21 protein-coding genes, 1 other RNA gene and 1 riboswitch are annotated in these 19,588 nt (G+C 69.6%); of the genes, 17 read left to right on the plus strand and 5 right to left on the minus strand.

The genetic code is table 11. From position 1 onward, the window contains the following. Nucleotides 1-4 precede the first annotated feature (4 nt). Complete coding sequence (gene pncB, locus D9R12_RS09515; RefSeq protein ID WP_122230032.1) at nt 5-1,192, plus strand: nicotinate phosphoribosyltransferase; 1,188 nt, start codon at nt 5-7, stop codon at nt 1,190-1,192. Next, nucleotides 1,189-1,719 (plus strand): peptide deformylase, encoded by a 531-nt coding sequence (def, locus tag D9R12_RS09520; protein ID WP_122230034.1) that lies wholly within the window; start codon nt 1,189-1,191, stop codon nt 1,717-1,719. The genes pncB and def overlap by 4 nt, the downstream gene beginning before the upstream one ends. A gap of 234 nt (nt 1,720-1,953) precedes the next feature. On the opposite strand, the gene ettA is transcribed toward def, so the two are convergent. Then, entirely contained in the window at nt 1,954-3,618 is a 1,665-nt protein-coding gene (gene ettA, locus D9R12_RS09525; protein ID WP_122230036.1) for an energy-dependent translational throttle protein EttA, read from the minus strand. A gap of 238 nt (nt 3,619-3,856) precedes the next feature. Here ettA and D9R12_RS09530 point away from each other — a divergent pair, with 238 nt between their 5' ends. From D9R12_RS09530 to thiL, 10 genes are all read left to right on the plus strand, one after another. After that, entirely contained in the window at nt 3,857-4,321 is a 465-nt protein-coding gene (locus D9R12_RS09530) for an RcnB family protein (RefSeq protein WP_122230038.1), read from the plus strand. Between the two features lie 210 nt (nt 4,322-4,531). Next, nucleotides 4,532-5,800: a serine hydroxymethyltransferase gene (gene glyA / locus D9R12_RS09535; protein ID WP_122230040.1), complete on the plus strand. Its 1,269-nt coding sequence runs from the start codon at nt 4,532-4,534 to the stop codon at nt 5,798-5,800. A gap of 149 nt (nt 5,801-5,949) precedes the next feature. Beyond that, a complete protein-coding gene (gene nrdR / locus D9R12_RS09540) occupies nt 5,950-6,483 on the plus strand; it encodes a transcriptional regulator NrdR (protein ID WP_122230042.1) in 534 nt (177 codons plus the stop codon). After that, nucleotides 6,480-6,971 carry a GNAT family N-acetyltransferase gene (locus D9R12_RS09545; RefSeq protein ID WP_425479091.1) on the plus strand — a complete coding sequence of 164 codons (492 nt, stop codon included), beginning with the start codon at nt 6,480-6,482 and terminating at the stop codon, nt 6,969-6,971. The genes nrdR and D9R12_RS09545 overlap by 4 nt, the downstream gene beginning before the upstream one ends. Continuing rightward, complete coding sequence (gene ribD / locus D9R12_RS09550; RefSeq protein WP_122230044.1) at nt 6,964-8,058, plus strand: bifunctional diaminohydroxyphosphoribosylaminopyrimidine deaminase/5-amino-6-(5-phosphoribosylamino)uracil reductase RibD; 1,095 nt, start codon at nt 6,964-6,966, stop codon at nt 8,056-8,058. Before D9R12_RS09545 ends, ribD begins: the two co-directional genes overlap by 8 nt. A gap of 81 nt (nt 8,059-8,139) precedes the next feature. After that, a riboswitch (FMN riboswitch) is annotated at nt 8,140-8,318 on the plus strand. Between the two features lie 199 nt (nt 8,319-8,517). Beyond that, nucleotides 8,518-9,138 carry a riboflavin synthase gene (locus tag D9R12_RS09555; RefSeq protein ID WP_122230046.1) on the plus strand — a complete coding sequence of 207 codons (621 nt, stop codon included), beginning with the start codon at nt 8,518-8,520 and terminating at the stop codon, nt 9,136-9,138. Beyond that, on the plus strand, nt 9,135-10,256 hold the full coding sequence (gene ribB, locus D9R12_RS09560; protein WP_122230048.1) for a 3,4-dihydroxy-2-butanone-4-phosphate synthase: 1,122 nt from the start codon (nt 9,135-9,137) through the stop codon (nt 10,254-10,256). Before D9R12_RS09555 ends, ribB begins: the two co-directional genes overlap by 4 nt. A gap of 32 nt (nt 10,257-10,288) precedes the next feature. After that, on the plus strand, nt 10,289-10,756 hold the full coding sequence (gene ribH / locus D9R12_RS09565) for a 6,7-dimethyl-8-ribityllumazine synthase (RefSeq protein WP_014159391.1): 468 nt from the start codon (nt 10,289-10,291) through the stop codon (nt 10,754-10,756). Further along, complete coding sequence (gene nusB / locus D9R12_RS09570; protein WP_014159392.1) at nt 10,753-11,220, plus strand: transcription antitermination factor NusB; 468 nt, start codon at nt 10,753-10,755, stop codon at nt 11,218-11,220. The genes ribH and nusB overlap by 4 nt, the downstream gene beginning before the upstream one ends. Nucleotides 11,221-11,229: 9 nt before the next feature. Beyond that, on the plus strand, nt 11,230-12,210 hold the full coding sequence (thiL, locus tag D9R12_RS09575; protein ID WP_122230050.1) for a thiamine-phosphate kinase: 981 nt from the start codon (nt 11,230-11,232) through the stop codon (nt 12,208-12,210). A 169-nt stretch (nt 12,211-12,379) separates the two neighbouring features. On the opposite strand, the gene D9R12_RS09580 is transcribed toward thiL, so the two are convergent. Both D9R12_RS09580 and D9R12_RS09585 read right to left on the minus strand, forming a co-directional pair. Next, the gene (locus tag D9R12_RS09580; RefSeq protein ID WP_122230052.1) at nt 12,380-12,766 is read right to left on the minus strand and encodes a YraN family protein; all 387 of its coding nucleotides are present in this window, start codon (nt 12,764-12,766) and stop codon (nt 12,380-12,382) included. Next, nucleotides 12,759-14,141, minus strand: coding sequence for a penicillin-binding protein activator (locus D9R12_RS09585; RefSeq protein ID WP_122230054.1), 1,383 nt, complete (start codon nt 14,139-14,141; stop codon nt 12,759-12,761). Before D9R12_RS09585 ends, D9R12_RS09580 begins: the two co-directional genes overlap by 8 nt. Before the next feature lie 68 nt (nt 14,142-14,209). On the opposite strand from D9R12_RS09585, the gene rsmI reads away from it, so the two are divergent. Next, nucleotides 14,210-15,028: a 16S rRNA (cytidine(1402)-2'-O)-methyltransferase gene (rsmI, locus tag D9R12_RS09590; protein WP_122230056.1), complete on the plus strand. Its 819-nt coding sequence runs from the start codon at nt 14,210-14,212 to the stop codon at nt 15,026-15,028. 131 nt (nt 15,029-15,159) lie between these two features. Here the strand turns inward: rsmI and D9R12_RS09595 are convergent, their stop codons facing one another. Beyond that, nucleotides 15,160-16,134, minus strand: coding sequence for a zinc-dependent alcohol dehydrogenase family protein (locus D9R12_RS09595; protein WP_170159218.1), 975 nt, complete (start codon nt 16,132-16,134; stop codon nt 15,160-15,162). An 89-nt stretch (nt 16,135-16,223) separates the two neighbouring features. On the opposite strand from D9R12_RS09595, the gene rnpB reads away from it, so the two are divergent. Continuing rightward, nucleotides 16,224-16,582, plus strand: an RNA gene (gene rnpB, locus D9R12_RS09600) — RNase P RNA component class A. A gap of 49 nt (nt 16,583-16,631) precedes the next feature. On the opposite strand, the gene D9R12_RS09605 is transcribed toward rnpB, so the two are convergent. Then, entirely contained in the window at nt 16,632-17,402 is a 771-nt protein-coding gene (locus D9R12_RS09605) for an NRDE family protein (protein ID WP_122230060.1), read from the minus strand. A 292-nt stretch (nt 17,403-17,694) separates the two neighbouring features. Between D9R12_RS09605 and D9R12_RS09610 the strand changes: the two genes are divergently transcribed. From D9R12_RS09610 to ftsL, 3 genes are read left to right on the plus strand one after another with little or no spacing between them, the layout of a single operon-like run. Then, on the plus strand, nt 17,695-18,177 hold the full coding sequence (locus tag D9R12_RS09610) for a division/cell wall cluster transcriptional repressor MraZ (protein ID WP_122230062.1): 483 nt from the start codon (nt 17,695-17,697) through the stop codon (nt 18,175-18,177). A gap of 14 nt (nt 18,178-18,191) precedes the next feature. Continuing rightward, the gene (gene rsmH, locus D9R12_RS09615; RefSeq protein WP_122230064.1) at nt 18,192-19,319 is read left to right on the plus strand and encodes a 16S rRNA (cytosine(1402)-N(4))-methyltransferase RsmH; all 1,128 of its coding nucleotides are present in this window, start codon (nt 18,192-18,194) and stop codon (nt 19,317-19,319) included. Then, nucleotides 19,316-19,579, plus strand: a complete 264-nt coding sequence (gene ftsL, locus D9R12_RS09620; RefSeq protein ID WP_014159401.1) for a cell division protein FtsL — start codon at nt 19,316-19,318, stop codon at nt 19,577-19,579. The genes rsmH and ftsL overlap by 4 nt, the downstream gene beginning before the upstream one ends. Nucleotides 19,580-19,588: the final 9 nt, after the last annotated feature.

The raw sequence follows: 19,588 nt of genomic DNA on the forward strand, positions 1-19,588 counted from the left end.
CGTCATGATCATTCGCTCGCTGCTCGACACCGATCTGTACAAGTTCACGATGATGCAGGCGGTGCTGCATCAATACCCGGCCGCACAGGTGCAGTACCGCTTCAAGTGCCGCACCCCGAACATCGACCTGGCTTCGCACCTGCCGCGCATCCGTGCTGAAATCGACGCACTGTGCACGCTGTACCTGGCTGACGACGAGCTGGATTACCTGCGCGGCCTGCGCTTCATCAAGTCCGATTTCGTCGACTTTCTCGGCCTGTTCCACTTTGACCGCAAGTATGTCTCGCTCAAGGCATCGGCCGAGGTGCCCGGCGAGATCGAGCTGGTGATCGAGGGCCCGTGGCTGCACACGATCCTGTTCGAGGTGCCGCTGCTGGCGATCATCAACGAGGTCTATTTCGATGCGCTGGGCCAGGGCGACGCCGAGGAAGGCTTGCGTCGGCTGCAGGCCAAGCTCCAGCGCCTGCGCGCGATCCCCGATGCGGCCGCTTGCGCGATCGCCGACTACGGCACCCGCCGGCGCTATTCGCGCAGCTGGCATGGGCGGATGCTGCCGCTGCTGCGCGATGGCCTGGGGGCGCAGTTCGTGGGCACCAGCAACGTGTATTTCGCCCGCCAGTACGGGATGACGCCAATGGGCACGATGGCCCACGAGTGGCTGCAGGCCTTCCAGGCGCTGGGGCCGCGTCTGCGCGATTCGCAGGGCGCCGCGCTGGAAGCCTGGGCGCGCGAGTACCGTGGCGACCTGGGCATCGCGCTGAGCGACGTGGTCGGCATCGATGCCTTCCTGCGCGACTACGACATGTATTTCTGCAAGCTCTTCGACGGCATGCGCCATGATTCGGGCGATCCGTTCGTGTGGGGCGAGCGCATGCTGGCGCACCTGGCGGCCAACCGCGCCGACCCGCGGACCAAGTCGCTGGTGTTCAGCGACGGGCTGGACGTGGACAAGGTCGAACGCCTGTCGGCGCACTTCCGCGGCCGCTGCCGGCTGGCCTTCGGCATCGGCACCAACCTGACCAACGACCTGGGCCCGCAGGCGCTGAACATCGTCATCAAGATGACCCGCTGCAATGGCCAGCCGGTGGCCAAGCTGTCCGATTCGCCCGGCAAGAGCATGTGCGACGATCCGGACTACGTGCGCTATCTGCGCCAGGTGTTCGGTCTTCCCCCAGAGGAGGAAATCTCATGATCCGCGACATCATCCGCATGGGCGAACCGATGCTGCTGCAGCGGGCCGAACCGGTCGAGCACTTTGCCACCGGCGAACTGCGCGACCTGGTCGAGGACATGTTCCAGACCATGGAACTTGCCAATGGCGTGGGCCTGGCCGCGCCGCAGGTGGCGGTGGGCAAGCGGGTGATCGTGTTTGGTTTCGACCACAACGCGCGCTACCCGCACGCCCCGGCGGTGCCGCGCACGGCACTGTTCAACCCGGTGGTCGAACCGCTGTCGGATGAACTGGAAGACGGCTGGGAAGGCTGCCTGTCCATCCCCGGCCTGCGCGCGGTGATCCCGCGCTTCAGGCACATCCGCTACAGCGGCTGGAATGCCCAGGGCCAGCGCGTGGAGCGGGTCGCCGAAGGCTTCCACGCGCGCGTGGTCCAGCACGAGGTCGATCACCTGGATGGGATCCTGTACCCGTCGCGGATCCGCGATTTCTCCACCTTCGGGTTCACCGACGTGCTGTTTGCAGAGGGTCGGTCACCGGCGATCTGAAGGTTGAGGCTGGCGACCAGGTGCCGGACCGTGCGCCGCAGCTGATTTGAGGTGCCGTTGGACACCTTGGGTCGCACGAAGAAAAGCCCGGCAGTTCAGGCCCCAAAGCAACGTCCCTGGATGACCAGCCATACGGCTGTTGAAAAGCATTTCCCGCCTGCGCGGGGATGGCAGAGGCATGCCTCTGCCGGGCTTGGCACAGGCACCCGCGCGTTGCGCCGGTGCGCCAAGGCATCACTTCAGCGCCTTGAAGCGCAGGCGATGCGGCTGGGCGCCATCCACGCCCAGGCGGCGCTTCTTGTCCGCTTCGTACTCGCGGTAGTTGCCCTGGAAGAACTCCACGTGCGAGTCGCCTTCGAAGGCCAGGATGTGGGTGGCGATGCGGTCCAGGAACCAGCGATCGTGGGAGATCACGAACGTGTTGCCGGGGAACTCCAGCAGCGCGTCTTCCAGCGCACGCAGGGTTTCGATGTCCAGGTCGTTGGACGGCTCGTCCAGCAGCAGCACGTTGCCGCCCTGCAGCAGGGTCTTGGCCATGTGCAGGCGACCGCGTTCACCGCCGGAGAGCGAACCGACCAGCTTCTGCTGGTCCTGGCCCTTGAAGTTGAAGCGGCCGATGTAGGCGCGCGACTGGATCTCGATGCCGTTGATGTTGAGGATGTCCAGGCCGCCGGCAATCTCCTGGAAGACGTTGTGGTTGCCTTCCAGTGCCTCGCGGCTCTGGTCGACGTAGGCCAGCTTCACCGTCGGCCCGATCACGATCTGGCCGCTGTCGGGCTTCTCCTGGCCGGTGATCATCTTGAACAGGGTCGACTTGCCGGCGCCGTTGGGGCCGATGATGCCGACGATGGCACCGGCCGGGACCAGGAAGTTGAGGTTCTCGAACAGCAGGCGGTCGCCGAACTTCTTTGACACGTTCCTGAACTCCATCACCGCGTTGCCCAGGCGCTCGCCCGGCGGGATGAAGATTTCATTGGTCTCGTTGCGCTTCTGGTAGTCCACCGACTGCAGCTCTTCCAGCCGGGCCAGGCGCGCCTTGCCCTTGGTGCGGCCGCCCTTGGCGTTCTGCCGTGACCATTCCAGTTCCTTCTGGATCGCCTTCTGGCGGGCCTTTTCCTGGCTGTCCTCCTGCTTGAGGCGTTCTTCCTTCTGCATCAGCCAGTCGGTGTAGTTGCCCTTCCACGGAATGCCGCGGCCGCGATCCAGCTCCAGGATCCACTCGGCGGCGTTGTCCAAGAAGTAGCGGTCGTGGGTGACGGCCACCACGGTGCCGGGGTACCGGGCCAGGAACTGTTCCAGCCATTCCACCGACTCGGCGTCCAGGTGGTTGGTCGGTTCGTCCAGCAGCAGCATGTCCGGCTTCTGCAGCAGCAGCCGGCACAGCGCCACGCGGCGCTTTTCGCCGCCGGAGAGCTTGCCGACGATCGCATCCCACGGCGGCAGGCGCAGCGCATCGGCGGCGACGTCCAGCTGCTGCTCCAGGGTGGCCGCATCGCCGGCGGCCAGGATCGCTTCCAGGCGCTCCTGTTCCTTGGCCAGTGCGTCGAAGTCGGCGCCTTCCTCGGCGTAGGCGGCATACACCGCATCCAGCGCGGCCTGGGCCTGCAGGACTTCGCCCACGCCTTCCTCGACCGCTTCGCGCACGGTGTGCTCGGGATCGAGTTCCGGTTCCTGGGCCAGGTAGCCGACCTTGATGCCTGGCTGCGGGCGGGCTTCGCCTTCGAAATCGGTATCCACCCCGGCCATGATCTTCAGCACCGTCGACTTGCCGGCGCCGTTCAGGCCCAGCAGGCCGATCTTGGCGCCGGGGTAGAAGCTGAGCGAAATGTCCTTGAGGATCTGGCGCTTGGGCGGCACCATCTTGGACACGTGGTTCATGGTGTAGATGTATTGCGACATGCGATCTCCGACATTGGACGCAGCCGGCCAACCGCGCCACACGGAACAGGCGAGGAGGTCGGTGGAAAGGGATGGCCCAGTATAGGCGCTGGGGAGCGGCGTCCCAACCGGAAGGCCGAAACTGAACAGGGGGATTCCGGAGTATTAACCGAAGTTTTGTGAACCGTTTCCAGCAAGTTTCCGTTCACCCCGACGGCGCATCATCGGCAGCGTGACACCACGTTACGGAGTAGACGCCATGAAACGCACGATCCTGTCCCTGCTGAGCATTCCGGTCCTTGCCATGTCGCTGGCGGCAGCGCCGGTCATGGCAGGCGAACGTGACCACGGCCGTGGCCGCGGCCACCACGGCTGGGACAAAGGCCACGACAAGCACCACGACCGCCGAGCCGACCATTACGACCGTTACGACCGCCGCGATGCCTATCGCGACGGGTACCGCGACGGCTACCGCCGCCCGGTGGTGGTACACAACCATTACCGCCCGGGCCCGCCGCCGCGCGTCTACCGTCCGTATGCCTACGAGCGCGGTCATCGTTACGACAACTATTACAGTGGCCGGACCTACGTGATCAACGACTACGACCGTTACTACGTGCGTCGTCCGCCTCACGGGCACCACTGGGTCCGCGACGACCGCGGCAACCTGATCCTGGTGGCCATCGCCACCGGCGTCATTACCGATCTGCTGCTGAACCACTGATTGCCTCGGGTTGCTGAAAGGCCAAGGGCGCATCCTCGCCGATGCGCCCTTTTTCGTGGACGCGCCGATGCGCCCCGTGGCGTGGAATCGGCACTCCGGCGCTGGCATTGGTGGCCCCATGCCCGGAAGGCTTACAATTCGCTGCCCTGCAGGCCCGCGCGGCGACCCCGCGATGGCGGCAGCCGACCCGTCCTGAATCCCGGAGCCCAGATGTTCCCGCGTGACGTCCGTATCGAAAGCTATGACCCCGAGCTGGCCAAGGCCATCGCCGCCGAAGCCCAGCGCCAGGAGGATCACGTCGAGCTGATCGCCAGCGAGAACTACACCAGCCCGGCGGTGATGCAGGCCCAGGGCAGCGTGCTGACCAACAAGTACGCCGAGGGCTACCCGGGCAAGCGCTACTACGGCGGCTGCGAGTTCGTGGACATCGCCGAGCAGCTGGCGATCGACCGGCTCAAGCAACTGTTCGGCGCAGGCTCCCCCCAGGACATGTATGCCAACGTCCAGCCGCACAGCGGCTCGCAGGCCAACCAGGCCGTGTACCTGGCGCTGCTGCAGCCGGGCGATACGATCCTGGGCATGTCGCTGGCCCATGGCGGCCACCTCACCCACGGCGCCAAGGTCAACGTGTCCGGCAAGCTGTTCAATGCGATCCAGTACGGGGTCAACGAAGCAGGCCTGATCGATTACGACCAGGTCGAGCGCCTGGCCCTGGAGCACAGGCCGAAGATGGTGGTGGCCGGTTTCAGCGCGTACTCGCAGGTGGTGGACTGGGCGCGCTTTCGCGCCATCGCCGACCAGGTGGGCGCGTTCCTGTTCGTGGACATGGCGCACGTGGCCGGGCTGGTGGCCGCGGGGGTGTATCCCAGCCCGCTGGAACACGCGCACGTGGTCACCTCCACCACCCACAAGACCCTGCGCGGGCCGCGCGGCGGCATCATCCTGGCCAGGGGCGCCGGCGAGGAGATCGAGAAGAAGCTGCAGTCCATCGTGTTTCCCGGCATCCAGGGCGGCCCGCTGATGCACGTGATCGCGGCCAAGGCGGTGGCCTTCAAGGAGGCACTGGAGCCGGGCTTCAAGACCTACCAGCAGCAGGTGCTCAAGAACGCGCAAGCGATGGCCAACACGCTGATTTCGCGTGGCTACAAGATCGTCTCCGGCGGCACCCGGAACCACCTGATGCTGGTGGACATGATCGGCAAGCAGGTGTCCGGCAAGGATGCCGAGGCCGCGCTGGGCAAGGCCAACATCACCACCAACAAGAACTCGGTGCCGGGCGATCCGCGCTCGCCGTTCGTGACCTCGGGCCTGCGGCTGGGCACGCCGGCCATCACCACGCGAGGTTACCTGGAGGCCGACACGATCGAGCTGGCCAACTGGATCGCCGAGGTGCTCGACGCGCCAGGCGATGGCTCGGTGCTGGCGGCGGTGCGCGAAAAGGTCACCGCGCAGTGCAGGAAGTTCCCGGTGTATGGCTGAAGGCGAGGCGTGAGAAACGAGTAACACCCGCCCCTGGCTTTTTCCTCACTCCTCACTCCTCACTCTTCACTCCTCACTTCTCACTTCTCACTTCTCATTACTTCTCGTTCCTCACTTCTCGTTTCTCATCCTCCGCCCCTGAGCAGCCCATGCACTGCCCCTTCTGCCAGAACACCGACACCCGCGTGATCGACTCGCGCGTGTCCGAGGACGGGGCCACCATCCGCCGGCGCCGCGAGTGCGAGGCCTGCGGCGAGCGCTTCAGCACCCTGGAAACCATCGAGCTGAAGCTGCCGGCGGTGATCAAGTCAGACGGTCGTCGCGACGTCTTCGACGCGCGCAAGCTGCGCCAGAGCTTCGACCGCGCCCTGCACAAGCGCGCGGTGTCCGAGGAGCAGATCGAGGCGGCGGTGCGCGCGGTGATCCAGCAGCTGCGCCGCACCACCGAGCGCGAACTGTCCTCGCGCCGGATCGGCGAATTCGTCATGGCCGAGCTGCGCAGGCTCGACCACGTGGCCTTCGTGCGCTACGCCTCGGTGTATCGCAGCTTCGAGGACGTGGCCGATTTCCGCGAGGAACTCGATCGCCTGGAGCGCGACCTGCCCGGCGAGGGCCAGCTGCCGCTGCTGGGTGGTGAGGTGCTGCCGTTTGGCACGCCGGACGCCAAGCACAAGAAACGTTGAGCCGCGCAGCCTTGCAGATCGCACCGCTCTGGGATTACCCGCAGCACCTGGCCGAGGTGGCGCAGGCGCACCTGCAGGCCTTCGGTGGCCTGTCCCCGGACTGGCGGCTGGACCAGGCGCAGGCCGAACTGGCCAGCCATGGCCGCGGCGACCGGATCCCCACGACCTGGCTGGCGCTGGAGGGCGAGCAGTGGCTGGGGTCGGTGAGCCTGCTGGCCAACGATGACGAACGCATCGACCAGTACAGGCCGTGGCTGGCCTCGCTGTACGTGCGCCCGCAGGCGCGCGCGGCCGGCATCGGCGCGGCGCTGGTGCGGCACGGCGTGCAGGCCGCCGCTGCGCTCAAGGTGCCGCGCCTGCATCTGTACTGCCAGGATGCGCTGGTGCCGTACTACGCGCGGCTGGGCTGGCAGCCGCTGGACCGGCTGGCGCTGGGACCGTTGCAGGTGGTGGTCATGGCCATCGCCCCTGGAGTCGTGGATGTCTGAATTTTCCGCCACCGACCACGCCCACATGGCCCGTGCCCTGCGCCTGGCCGAACGCGGCGCCTGGACCACCAAGCCCAACCCGATGGTCGGCTGCGTGATCGCCCACGGCCAGACGGTGGTGGGCGAAGGCTTCCATCAATATGCCGGGCAGCCGCACGCAGAAGTGTTCGCGCTGGGCCAGGCCGGCGCGCGCGCGCGCGGCGCCACCGTGTACGTGACCCTGGAGCCATGCGCGCACACCGGACGCACCGGGCCATGCGCCGATGCGCTGGTGGCTGCCGGGGTAAGCCGCGTGGTGGCCGCCATGCGCGACCCGTTTCCGCAGGTGGACGGGGCGGGCTTCGAGAAGCTGCGGGCCGCTGGCATCGCCGTGCAGGTCGGGCTGCTGGAAGCGCAGGTGCGCGAGCTCAACCGCGGCTTCCTCTCGCAGGTGGTGCGCGGGCGCCCGTGGCTGCGGGTCAAGCTGGGCGCCAGCGTCGATGGCCGCACCGCCATGGCCAGCGGGGAGTCCAAGTGGATCACCGGCGCGGCCGCGCGGGCCGATGTGCAGCGCTGGCGCGCGCGCTCCGGCGCGATCCTGACCGGGGCGCGCACGGTGATCGCCGATGATCCTTCGCTCACCGCACGGCCTGAAGAGGACCAGCCGGTCGTGCCACCGCTGCGGGTGGTGCTCGATGCCACGCTGGCCAGCCTGGACCAGGTCCGGGTGCAGGCCGGCGATGCGCCCACCCTGTACCTGCACGGCCCGCTGCCCGCGCGCGTGGCCGACCACGACCAGGTGCACTTCGAACAGATCCCGCTGCACGAAGGCCGCCTGGACCTGCGTGCGGTGCTGGCCGCGCTGGCCCGGCACCGGGTCTGCGAAGTCCAGGTCGAGGCCGGCGCCACCCTGTCCGGGGCGCTGATGGCCGCCGGGCTGGTCGACGAGCTGCTGCTCTACCTGGCCCCGACCCTGCTCGGCGACGGCGCCCGTCCGCTGCTCTCGCACCTGGGCATTGCCGCGCTGGCCGAGCAGCAGCGCCTGCGCGTGGTCGACGAGCGCAGGGTCGGTGCGGACCTGCGCCTGCTGCTGCGGCCGGCCGGCTGAGGCCACCCCTGCAACGCTGCGTGCGCGATCGGTCGCGGCCGGCACTGGTAGAATGTGCATCGCCGGTTCGCCGGCATCCATGAACGTCTTCAGGGCGGGGTGCGATTCCCCACCGGCGGTAGGTGCGCCTGGCGCGCACGAGCCCGCGAGCGCTGCGAGGGGGGTGACGCCCACGCAGGTCAGCAGATCCGGTCCGATGCCGGAGCCGACGGTTGGTGCCGCATCCCGGCGCCAGAAAGTCCGGATGAAAGAAGACGACCCGCCGCGCGGCCTTGATCGTCGTGCGCGGGTCCTTTGCCTTGTGGCGTTTTTCGCTTCTGCCCCTTTGCGAGAAACGTTGATGAGTAAGTATTCGCAGATCCCTCTGCAAAAGCCCGCACATCCCTGTGCGGGGATTCAAGGAACAGCCGAGCCGGGCCGGGTTTGCCTTCGCCTGATTAAAGCAGCGGAGGCGCGCTGATGTTCACCGGGATCATCGAAGGCCTTGGCCGCCTGGCCGCCGCCACGCCGCTGGGCGGCGATACCCGCTTCACCTTCGAGGTCGGCTCGCTGCCGTTCGAGGCGGTGCAGCTGGGCGAGAGCATCGCGGTCAACGGCGTGTGCCTGACCGTGGTCGCCTTCGACGCGGACAGCTTCCAGGCCGATGCCTCGAGCGAAACCCTCTCGCTCACCACTCTGGGCGCGCTGCAGGTGGGCGCCACGCTCAACCTGGAACGGGCGATGCGCCCGACCGATCGCCTCGGCGGGCATCTGGTCAGCGGCCACGTCGATGGCCTGGGCCGGGTGCTGTCGGTGCACGCCGATGCGCGCGCCCAGCGCTGGCGTTTCGCCGCGCCGGCCGGCCTGCTCAGGTACATCGCCAGGAAGGGCTCGATCTGCGTCGATGGCGTGAGCCTGACGGTCAACGCGGTCGACGGCGATGGCTTCGAGGTCGCACTGATTCCGCACACCGTCGCCCACACACGCTTTGCCCAGATCGGTGTGGGCGATGCGGTGAACCTGGAAATCGACCTGGTCGCGCGCTATGTCGAGCGCCTGCTCGGCGCGCGCGCGGCCAACGCGCCGGGAGCGCAGGCATGAACTTCGCCACCGTCCCCGAACTGCTGGAAGACATCCGCGCAGGCCGCATGGTCGTGATCGTCGACGATGAGGACCGCGAGAACGAAGGCGACCTGATCATGGCCGCCGAGCTGGTCAGGCCGTCGGACATCAACTTCATGGTCACCCACGGCCGCGGCCTGGTGTGCCTGCCGCTGACCCGCGAACGCGCCGGCCAGCTCGGCCTGGCGCCGATGGTCCAGGCCAACACCGCGCAGTTCCAGACCAACTTCACCGTCAGCATCGAGGCGGCCGAGGGCGTGACCACCGGCATCTCCGCCTACGACCGCGCCCACACCATCCGCACCGCGGTCAAGCCCGACACCAGGCCGGCCGACCTGCACCAGCCGGGCCACATCTTCCCGCTGATCGCCCAGCCCGGCGGGGTCTTGACCCGCGCCGGGCATACCGAGGCCGGGGTGGACCTGGCGATGCTGGCCGGGCTGGAACCGGCGGCGGTGCTGGTGGAAATCCTCAATCCCGACGGCTCGATGGCGCGCCGCCCCGAGCTGGAAGGGTTCGCCCGCGCCCATGGCCTGAAGATCGGCTCGATCGCCGACCTGATCGCCCATCGCCTGGCCACCGAGCACACCGTCGAGCGCGTGGATGAGCGCGAGATCGACACCGAATTCGGCCCGTTCAACCTGGTCACCTACCGCGACCGGATCGCCAACGACCTGCACTTCGCCCTGGTCAGGGGCACGCCGGATGCTGCAACGCCGACCCTGGTGCGGGTCCAGGTCGAAAATCCGCTGGCCGACCTGCTGCACTGGCGGCGCGACGATTTCGGCGTGGCCGCCACCGATGCGCTGCGCGCGATCGCCGCCGAGGGCCAGGGCGTGATGGTGGTGCTGTCCGCCCCGCGCGACACCCAGGCGCTGCTGGCGCGGCTGCGCCGGCAGACCCCGCTGCCCGCGCCCGGCAAGGACAAGGACGTGGGCCAGTGGCGGCGCAACGGCGCCGGCGCGCAGATCCTGTCGGACCTGGGCCTGGGCAAGCTGCGGGTGCTGGGCACGCCGCGTCGGCAGGTGGGCCTGGCCGGATTCGGGCTGGAGGTGGTGGAAACCCTCACCGCGGCCGATCTGGCCACCACGCGCTAAACTGACCGACCCTTTTTTGGCTGCAGCGACCGATGACCCACTACGAAGGCGACCTGCGCGCGATCGAAGGCACGCGCTACGCGATCATCGCCAGCCGCTGGAACGCGCGCATCGTCGATGCGCTGGTGGCTGGCGCACGCAGGGAACTGGCCGGCAACGGCGTGGCCGAGCACCAGGTGGACGTGATCCGGGTCCCCGGTGCCTGGGAGATCCCGCTGGTGGCCGCGCGCCTGGCCCAGGCCGGCAAGCATGCCGCGCTGCTGGCGCTGGGCTGCGTGATCCGCGGCGATACCCGCCACTACCGGCAGGTGGCCGACGGCTGTGCCGAGGGCCTGATGCGGGTGCAGCTGGACTACCGCATCCCGGTGCTCAACGGGGTGCTGGCCGTGGAGGACGCGGCCGATGCCGAAGCCCGCGCCGGCGGCAGCCACGGCAACAAGGGTGAGGAAGTCGCACTGGCCGCGGTCGAGCTGGTCAACCTGCTGGAGGCGCTGCCATGAGCCGTCCCGGCCCGCGTCGCGGTGACGGCGTCGATCCGGTCCTGCGCGCCCGCGCGCGGCGGCGCGCGCTGCAGGCGATCTACGCCTGGCAGATGGCCGGCGGCACCACCCAGGGCGTGATCGCCCAGTTCGCCCATGAACAGGCGCACGAGCTCGCCGACCTGGAATATTTCGAGGACCTGGTGCGTGGGGTGATGGCGCACAGCAACGCGCTGGATCAGGCGCTGCTGCCGCACCTGGACCGGACCGTGGCCGAGGTCGACCAGATCGAACGCGCGGTGCTGCGCATCGCCGCCTACGAACTGCGCCATCGCCCCGACGTGCCCTATCGGGTGGTGATCAACGAGGCCATCGAAACCGCCAAGCGCTTTGGCGCCGAGCATGGCCACACCTACGTCAACGGCGTGCTGGACCGCGCCGCGCTGGAATGGCGCGCAGCCGAAGCCAACGCGCGCAGCCGCTGACGCTGCGCGATGGTTCCAGCTGACCTGGCCAACGGCGCGTCCGCCCCTGGCGAATTCGACCTGATCGCGCGCATCGCTGCGCGCGTGGCGCTGCGCGCGGACGTCGCGCTGGGCATCGGCGACGACGCCGCGCTGCTGGCGGTGCCATCCGGGATGCAGCTGGTGGTCACCGCCGACACGCTCAATGCCGGCGTGCATTTTCCCGATGACACCGCGCCGGCCGATATCGGCTGGAAGGCGCTGGCGGTCAATCTTTCCGACCTGGCGGCGATGGGCGCCCGCCCGGCGTGGTGCACGCTGTCGCTGTCCTTGCCGCAGCCCGACCCACGCTGGCTGGATGGCTTCATCGACGGCTTCCTGGCGCTGGCCGCGCTGCATGACGTCAGCCTGGTGGGCGGCGACACCACGCGCGGGCCACTGTCGATCGCGGTCACCGCGCTGGGCCATGTCGAAGCCGGCCACGCCCTGCGCCGCGATGGCGCGCGCATCGGCGACGAGGTCTGGGTGACCGGCACGCTGGGCGATGCCGCCGCGGCGCTGCAGTCGATGTGTTCCGGCGCGGCGGTGGAGCCTTCGCTGCGTGCGCGCCTGGACCGACCCACCCCAAGGGTGGAAGCCGGGCGTGCGCTGCTCGGCCTGGCCTCGGCCTGCATCGATCTTTCCGATGGCCTGCTCGCCGACCTGGGTCACCTGTGCGCGCGCAGCGGCGTCGGCGCGCAGGTCGATCTGGCCCGGCTGCCGGTCTCGCGCGCGCTGGCACGGTTCAAGCCGCAGGTGCGCTGGCCGTGGCAGGCCGGCGGCGGCGACGACTACGAACTGTGTTTCACCGCGCCGCCGCAGCGCGCCGAGCAGGTGCAGCAGGCGCTGGATTTGGCCGGCGTGCCCGGCGTGCGCGTGGGCCGGATCGTGGCCGGGCAGGGCGTGCAGGCGCGCGACGCGCAGGGCGCGGTGTGGACGCCGCCGCGTGCCGGCTATGCCCACTTCGGCTGATCCGTCGCTGCGACCACGGCGTCGGCAACCGACCCGCACTGAAGTGGCCGGCGCCGATCGGCCAGACGCCGACCGTCGTCGCCCACGACCCGTGGCTGATGCGCCTGCGGCCCAGCACCGCTCGCGCAGCCCGCATCATCCTGGCGTGGTTGAAGCTGTCGGGCAGCACTCAGGCCTCGTCTGCGCGGAACGCATCGCGCAGCCAGGTGATCGCGGGCCTGGCCGGATCGCCGTGGGCGTCCACCACGTCGAAACGGCAGGGATGGTTGGCCCACTGCGGCTGCTGGACCAAAAACAGCTGTGCGGCGTGGACCAGCTTGCGGCGCTTGGCCTGGTCGACCGAAGCGGCGCCGCCGCCGAAGGCGTCGGTCGCGCGATAGCGCACTTCCACGAACACCAGGCAGGCGCCGCCGCGCGCGCCCCGGTCCAGCATGACCAGGTCCAGTTCGCCGCCGCGGAAGCGGACGTTGCCGGCGACGAAGGTCAGGCCGCCGCGTTCGAGCGTGGCCCGGGCTGCGGCTTCGGCCGTGTCGCCACGTGCCCGGCGCTCAGCCACCGCCGCTGATCGGCACCGGCATGCCACCGCTGAAGGTCGCCCAGGCTGGCGCGCGCAGGACCGTGCCGAAACCGTCCACGGTCAGGGTGCCGGTGGCGCCGCGCAGGTTGGCGCCGGTGCCTTCGGCCAGCTTCTGCATGTAGGCGCTCAGCAGCCAGGCGTCGTAGCCGAAGGCGAACAGCCGCGCCGCGCCGCCGCGGGCGGTGGGCAGGGTCGCGGCCACGGTGGCCGGCGAAGGCAGGCCGGCCACGCCGCTGGCCGACCACGCCTCGGTGGGATAGATCACTCCGTCCAGCACGTTGTCTTCTTCCGGCTTGCCGGTGCCCTGGATCAGCAGCGAGGTGCCCACCCGGGTCTTGCCGCCCAGGCCGGCCAGGGCCAGCTGCGGGGTCAGCGCGCGCGCGGTCGGGCCGCGCACCGCCAGGAAGATCGCATCGACGTCCTTGGCCGCCGCCGCAACCAGCGGCGCAGACAGGTCGGCCGGCGCCTCGCCCACGATGATGATGTCGGCCACCGCGCCGCCGCCTTCGGTGAAGCGCTTGCGGAAGGCGTCGGAGGCGCGCCGGCCGTTGTCGTCGTTGCCGCCGATCACCAGCACGCGCTTGCGCTCCAGCTTGAGCAGGTAGTCGGCGACGCTGACCCCCTCGGCCTCCGGCGCCAGCGAAAAGCTGGCCGCGCCGTCGGGCACTTCGGACTCGCCCCTGTTCAGGGCCAGCACCGGTACGGTCAGGGTGGGCTGGCGGAAGATCGCATCGACCTGCTCGCGGCCCAGCGGCCCGACCACCATCTCCGCGCCCTCGCTCACCGCGCGCGCATAGGCGTTGGTGGCGTCTGCCGGGCTGCTGGCGGTGTCGTAGAAGCGGATTTCCGGGCGGCGGCGGGTTTCGCCGTAGTAGCCGGCCAGCAGGCCGTCGCGCACCGGGCCGGCGGCGGTGGCCATCGGCCCGGACAGCGGCAGCAGCACCGCCAGCTTCAGCGGCGGCCGGTAGCCGTCGCGATCGGCCGGCGGGCGGCCGTTGGCGTCGAAGTTCCACCTGCTGCCTCGGTCGAACGGGCGCGGCAGCTCCAGCCCGCGTTCGAGCATGAGGTTGCCGGCCAGCGGATACAGCGGGTCGCCGACGGCCAGGCCAGCGGTCTCGCGGGTCAGGGTGGGATTGTCCAGGCCCGCCAGCAGCGCCTGGATCTGGCGGGTGTTCTCGCTCAGGGCCTGGCCCTTGAGCCCGGAGCGCTGCGCGGCCAGGGCGCTGGCCTGGGCGAAGGCGGCGTTCTGCTCGGCACGGCTGGCCGCACTGCCGGTGCCGACCCGGGTGGCGCAGCCGGCCAGGAACAGGGCCAGCAGGGCCGAGGCGAGCAGGGTGGCGGAGCGCTTTTCCATGGGCGTTCGAAGGCGGCGTGGGAGGAACGGGCTAGGATTCTACCCTTTGCCGCACGAGTGCCTTTCCCATGGCCGTCCCCACGCTCCACGTCGTCGCCACGCCGATCGGCAACCTGTCCGATCTCACCCCGCGGGCCCTGGAGACGCTGCGCACGGTCGATGCGATCTGCGCCGAGGACACCCGGCGCACCGGCCAGTTGCTCTCGCACTTCGGCCTGTCCACCCCGCTGCTGGCGCTGCACGAGCACAACGAGGAGGCCATCGCCGCGCGGATCGTGGCCCGGCTGCAGCAGGGCCAGTCGCTGGCGCTGGTCTGCGACGCCGGCACGCCGCTGGTCTCCGATCCCGGCTACCGGCTGGTGCGCGCGGCGCGGGCGGCCGGGATCCGGGTCAGCCCGGTGCCCGGTGCGTGCGCGGCGATCGCCGCGCTCAGCGTGGCCGGCCTGCCGAGCGATCGGTTCGTGTTCGAAGGCTTCCTGCCGGCCAGGCCTTCGGCCCGGCGCGAGCACCTGCGCACGCTGGTCAGCGAGCCGCGCACCCTGGTGTTCTACGAATCCTCGCACCGCATCGCCGAGTCGCTGGCCGACCTGGTCGCCGTGTTCGGCGCGCAGCGCCCGGCGGCGATCGCGCGCGAACTCACCAAGCTCTTTGAAACCGTGCTCGATGGCGAGCTGGCCGCGCTGCTGGCCCAGGTGGAAGCCGACGAGAACCAGCGCAAGGGCGAGTTCGTGGTGATGGTCCAGGGCGCCGCCGCCGATGCCGACGCCCGGCTGGCCGAAGGCCGCCGCGTCCACGCCCTGCTCAAGGACCACCTGCCGCCGTCCACCGCCGCCCGGCTCGCCGCCGAGATCACCGGCGCGCCGCGCAAGGCGCTGTACGGCGGCTAAGGGCCGCGCCGGCGACGCCGCAAGGCAGCAAGGGACAGGCCTGGGTAGCGGGGGTGCGGGGCAGGCCGGATCGGGTCTCGGCAGAAGGCGTGCTGCCGGCGTCGCAGCCGCGCGCGGCCAATGTCAGCGTTTCACGGCACCAGCACCGCCGCGCCGCTCAGCCGGCCTTCGCGCAGGTCCGACAGTGCCTGATTGGCCTGTGCCAGCGGGTAGCGCACCACGCTGGCGTGCAGGCCGACCTTGGGCACCAGCGCCAGGAACTGGTGCGCGTCACGGCGGGTCAGGTTGGCCACCGACACCAGTTGCCGCTCTTCCCACAGCAGTTCATACGGAAAGGACGGGATGTCGCTCATGTAGATGCCCGCACACACCACCCGGCCGCCCTTGCGCACCGAGGCCAGGGCGGTGGGGACCAGGCTTCCGACCGGCGCGAAGATGATCGCCGCGTCCAGCAGCTGCGGCGAGGGCCGGTCCGACGGCCCGGCCGAGCTGGCCCCCAGCGACAGGGCGAAGGCCTGCGCGGCCTGGTCGCCCGGGCGGGTGAAGGCATGCACCTGGCGGCCCTGCCAGCGCGCCACCTGCACGATCAGGTGCGCGGCGGCGCCGAAGCCGTACAGGCCCAGGCGCTGGCCTTGGCCGGCGATCACCAGCGCGCGCCAGCCGATCAGCCCGGCGCACAGCAGCGGTGCCATCTGCGCGTCGTCGCCGGCCTCGGGCAGCGGATAGGTGAAGCGGGCCTCGGCCAGCGTCAGTTCGGCGAAACCGCCGTTGCGGGTGTAGCCGGTGAAGCCGGGATGGTCGCAGAGGTTTTCGCGGTCGTCCTGGCAGTATTGGCAGTGCTGGCAGGTATGGCTGAGCCAGCCGACCCCGACGCGCTGGCCGATCGCCAGGGATTGCACGCCCGGGCCGCGCGCCACGATCCGGCCGACGATCTCGTGCCCGGGGATCAGCGGCAGGGCGGGCTGTCGCAAGTCACCGTCGACCACATGCAGGTCGGTGCGGCAGACACCACAGGCGCCGACCCGGATCAGGACCTCGCCCGGCCCAGGGACCGGATCGGGCAGTTCGGCCCATTCCAGCGGTTGCCCGGGATGGCGAAGCAGCATGGCGCGCATGGCCCGAGTATAGGCGTGCGTGGCCAGGGCCGGATCGAAAGGGCATGACAATGACGCATCTATGGGACAATGCGCGTGGCGGAGCTGGCTGGACAGTCGCGTCATTCGCAAGAATGCCGAGGAAAGTCCGGGCTCCACAGGGCACGGTGCCAGGTAACGCCTGGGCGGCGCGAGCCGACGGCCAGTGCAACAGAAAGCAAACCGCCGATGGCCACACCTTTCGGGTGCGGATCAGGCAAGGGTGAAATGGTGCGGTAAGAGCGCACCGCGAGTCTGGCAACAGACCGGCACGGTAAACCCCACCGGGAGCAAGACCGAATAGGGACCTCATGACGCTGCCCGCGTCGGGTCCGGGTAGGTTGCTTGAGCGTATCGGTGACGATGCGCCTAGAGGAATGACTGTCCACGACAGAACCCGGCTTACAGGCCGGCTCCGCCACTGTCTTCAGGCAACGCCCCGCTTCTTGCCAGCGCGGGGCGTTGTGTTTTCAGGCCGCCGGCAAGGCGATGCGGGTCTGGCCGTCGAACCGGCCTTCGGGACCGAAGCGGCGTTCGGCGATCCAGCCGGTGCCATCGTGGGCGATGGCGATCAGCGTGCTGGCGCGGGTGCCGTAGCGCTCGCCGCGGATGAAGGTGGCCGAGAGCCGACGTTCCAGGTCCAGCGGCACGCCGGTATTGGGCAAGTCCGCATCGGCGGCCAGGTGCTCGTCGGCCAGCGCCTCCCACAGGGCGGCCGGATCTTCGGCCGGGCCCTGCAGCCAGGCCTGCAGGACCCGGCACAGCCGGCGGGTCTTGGGCCAGGGGTCGTCCAGCGGCCCGTTGGACATGCCATGCACGCCCGCGGCCACCACGCGCTGGACCGGTGTCGGCCAGTTGCCGACGTAGTGACACTGCGCGGCGTCGGCCAGCAGCAGGTTGAACGGGGCGAAGCGGCCGGCCTGGTCGTGCAGTGCGGCGGCGGCGTCGGCCGCGCCCGCGTTGGATTTCAGAAAGTCGGCCACCAGCGCGCCGCGTGACGGAGCACCGGGTGGTGCGGCCACGCCCGGGTCGCGCACGTTGGTGACCACCGCCACCCGGCCCCGGGGCCCCACGCCGGCCCAACTGCCGCCGGACTGCAGGTCGCGCCCGGCGACCAGACCGGGCGCCTCGGGCCAGGGCGCCAGCGCGGCGGCGGGGCGGGCGTGGAATTCGTCGCGGTTGCCGGCCAGGACCAGGCGCCAACGCGGGTGGGTTTTCCAGGCAAGGGCGAGCAGACACATGGCGCCATTGTTGGTGGCTTTTTGCGCAATGGCCAGCGGTGGCGCGGGCCCGAGGTGTCCCGTGACAGCGGTCACTTCACATCCCCGGCACCCGGCTGAATTCCGGATCAGTCTCAAAATTTGAGACGAAACAGCAACTTGTGGATAAGGTTTGAACAAGTCTGTGAAGTTTTGCGCAAGCCATTGATCCGGCAGGTGATTTCCTTCGCCGTGAGTTGTTGACAACCCGATCGCCAGTGCTAGTGTGGGGACTAGTGGAAAAACCGGGGGTTCAGCGGTTTTTCGTGGTTCAATGACGGCCGGCAATGCAGTTGAAGGGCGAGGGGACGTGTTCCAGGGCGAAACCGCCATCACCGTGGATGACAAGGGCAGGCTGGCGGTTCCCACCGTCTACCGCGACCTGGTCGCGCGTGCGTGTGGCAATCGCCTGGTGCTGACCTACAACCCGTTCGAGGCCGGTGCCCTGTGGCTGTATCCGCAGGCCGCCTGGGAGCGGGTCCGTGACGAGGTCATGGCCATGCCCAACGTCAGGAAGACCGTGCGCACCCTGCAGCAGAAGCTGGTCGGTTCGGCTGCCTTCCTGGAGCCGGACGGCAACGGCCGGATCACCATCCCGCCCAGCCATCGGGCCGCGGTCGGGATCGAGAAGAAGGCCGTGCTGCTGGGCATGGGCGAGAAGTTCGAACTCTGGAGCGAGCAGGCGCACCGCGCGCAGATCCAGCAGACGTTGTCTGACGAGGATCTGGGCGAGGAACTGCTCGGACTCAGGCTGTGACGGTGGGGGCCCGGATGCGCTCCGACGCGCAGCCCGGCCACCTTCCGGTGTTGTTTGCGCAGGTCATGGACGCGCTGCAGGTGAAGGCGGACGGCATCTATCTGGACGGCACGTTCGGTCGCGGCGGCCATGCGCGCGGCGTGCTGGAACAACTCGGCCCGGGAGGCCGGCTGCTGCTGATGGACAAGGACCCCGAAGCGATCGCCCATGCGCATGCCGTGTTCGATGGCGATGCGCGGGTGTCGGTGCAGCGCGGCAGCTTTGCCGAACTGGCGCAGTGGGACGCCACCGCCGGCGGCCTGGACGGGGTGCTGCTGGACCTGGGCGTGTCTTCGCCGCAGCTGGACGTGGCCGAGCGCGGATTCTCCTTCGGCAAGGACGGTCCGCTGGACATGCGCATGGATCCGGAGTCGGGCCAGAGCGCCGCGCAGTGGCTGGCGCGCGCCGATGAGGGCGAGATCGCCGATGTGCTGTTCAATTACGGCCAGGAGCGCATGAGCCGGCGCATCGCCCGCACCATCGTCGCCCGCCGCGCCGAAACCCCGCTCACCCGCACCGCGCAGCTGGCCGAGTTGATCGCCAGCGTGATGCCGCGCGCCAGGCCCGGAACCGACAAGAGCCGGATCCACCCGGCCACGCGCAGCTTCCAGGCCATCCGCATCCACATCAACCGCGAGCTGGCCGACCTGGAAACGGGCCTGGACGCGGCGCTGGCGCGGCTCAAGGTCGGCGGACGCCTGGCGGTGATCAGCTTCCATTCGCTGGAAGACCGCATCGTCAAGCGCTTCATCGCCGGCCATGCCAAGGCGCCGGCCGGCAACCGCCGCCTGCCGGTGGCGCAGGACTTCATCCCGGCCCTGAAGATCGTCGGCGAGGCGGTGCGCGCCGGGCCGGAAGAAACCGCCGCCAACCCGCGCGCCCGCAGCGCGGTGCTGCGCGTGGCCGAGAAGCTGGGAGAGCCGGGGCCCGGGACCCGGGACCCGGGTCCCGGTCACGGCAAGAGCAAGACGGCTGTGGACCGGCCAGGAACCGGCTCCGGCTTTTCCCGGGTCCCGGGTCCCGGGTCCCGGGTCCCGGCTTTCCACCCCCGAGTCCCGGCTTTCCACCCCCGAGTCCCGGCTTTTGAGCGAGGCGCGGCATGACCCGGGTCCTGCTGTTCATCGTGATCGTGGCCAACATCGCCACCGCCATCGGCGTGGTGTATGCGCGCCACCAGCACCGGGTGCTGTTCGTGCAGCTCAACAAGCTGGACCGCGAGCGCGATGAGCTCAACATCGAGTTCGGCCGCCTGCAGCTGGAGCAGGCCACCGTGGGCGAAAGCACCCGGGTCGAGCAGATCGCCCGCGACCGGCTGGGCATGAAGTCGCCCGAGTCGGCCGATATCGTGGTGATCCGCCCATGAGCCTGCGCC

The organism is Pseudoxanthomonas spadix, assembly GCF_003703395.1.
Taxonomy (GTDB): Bacteria; Pseudomonadota; Gammaproteobacteria; order Xanthomonadales; family Xanthomonadaceae; genus Pseudoxanthomonas_A; species Pseudoxanthomonas_A spadix.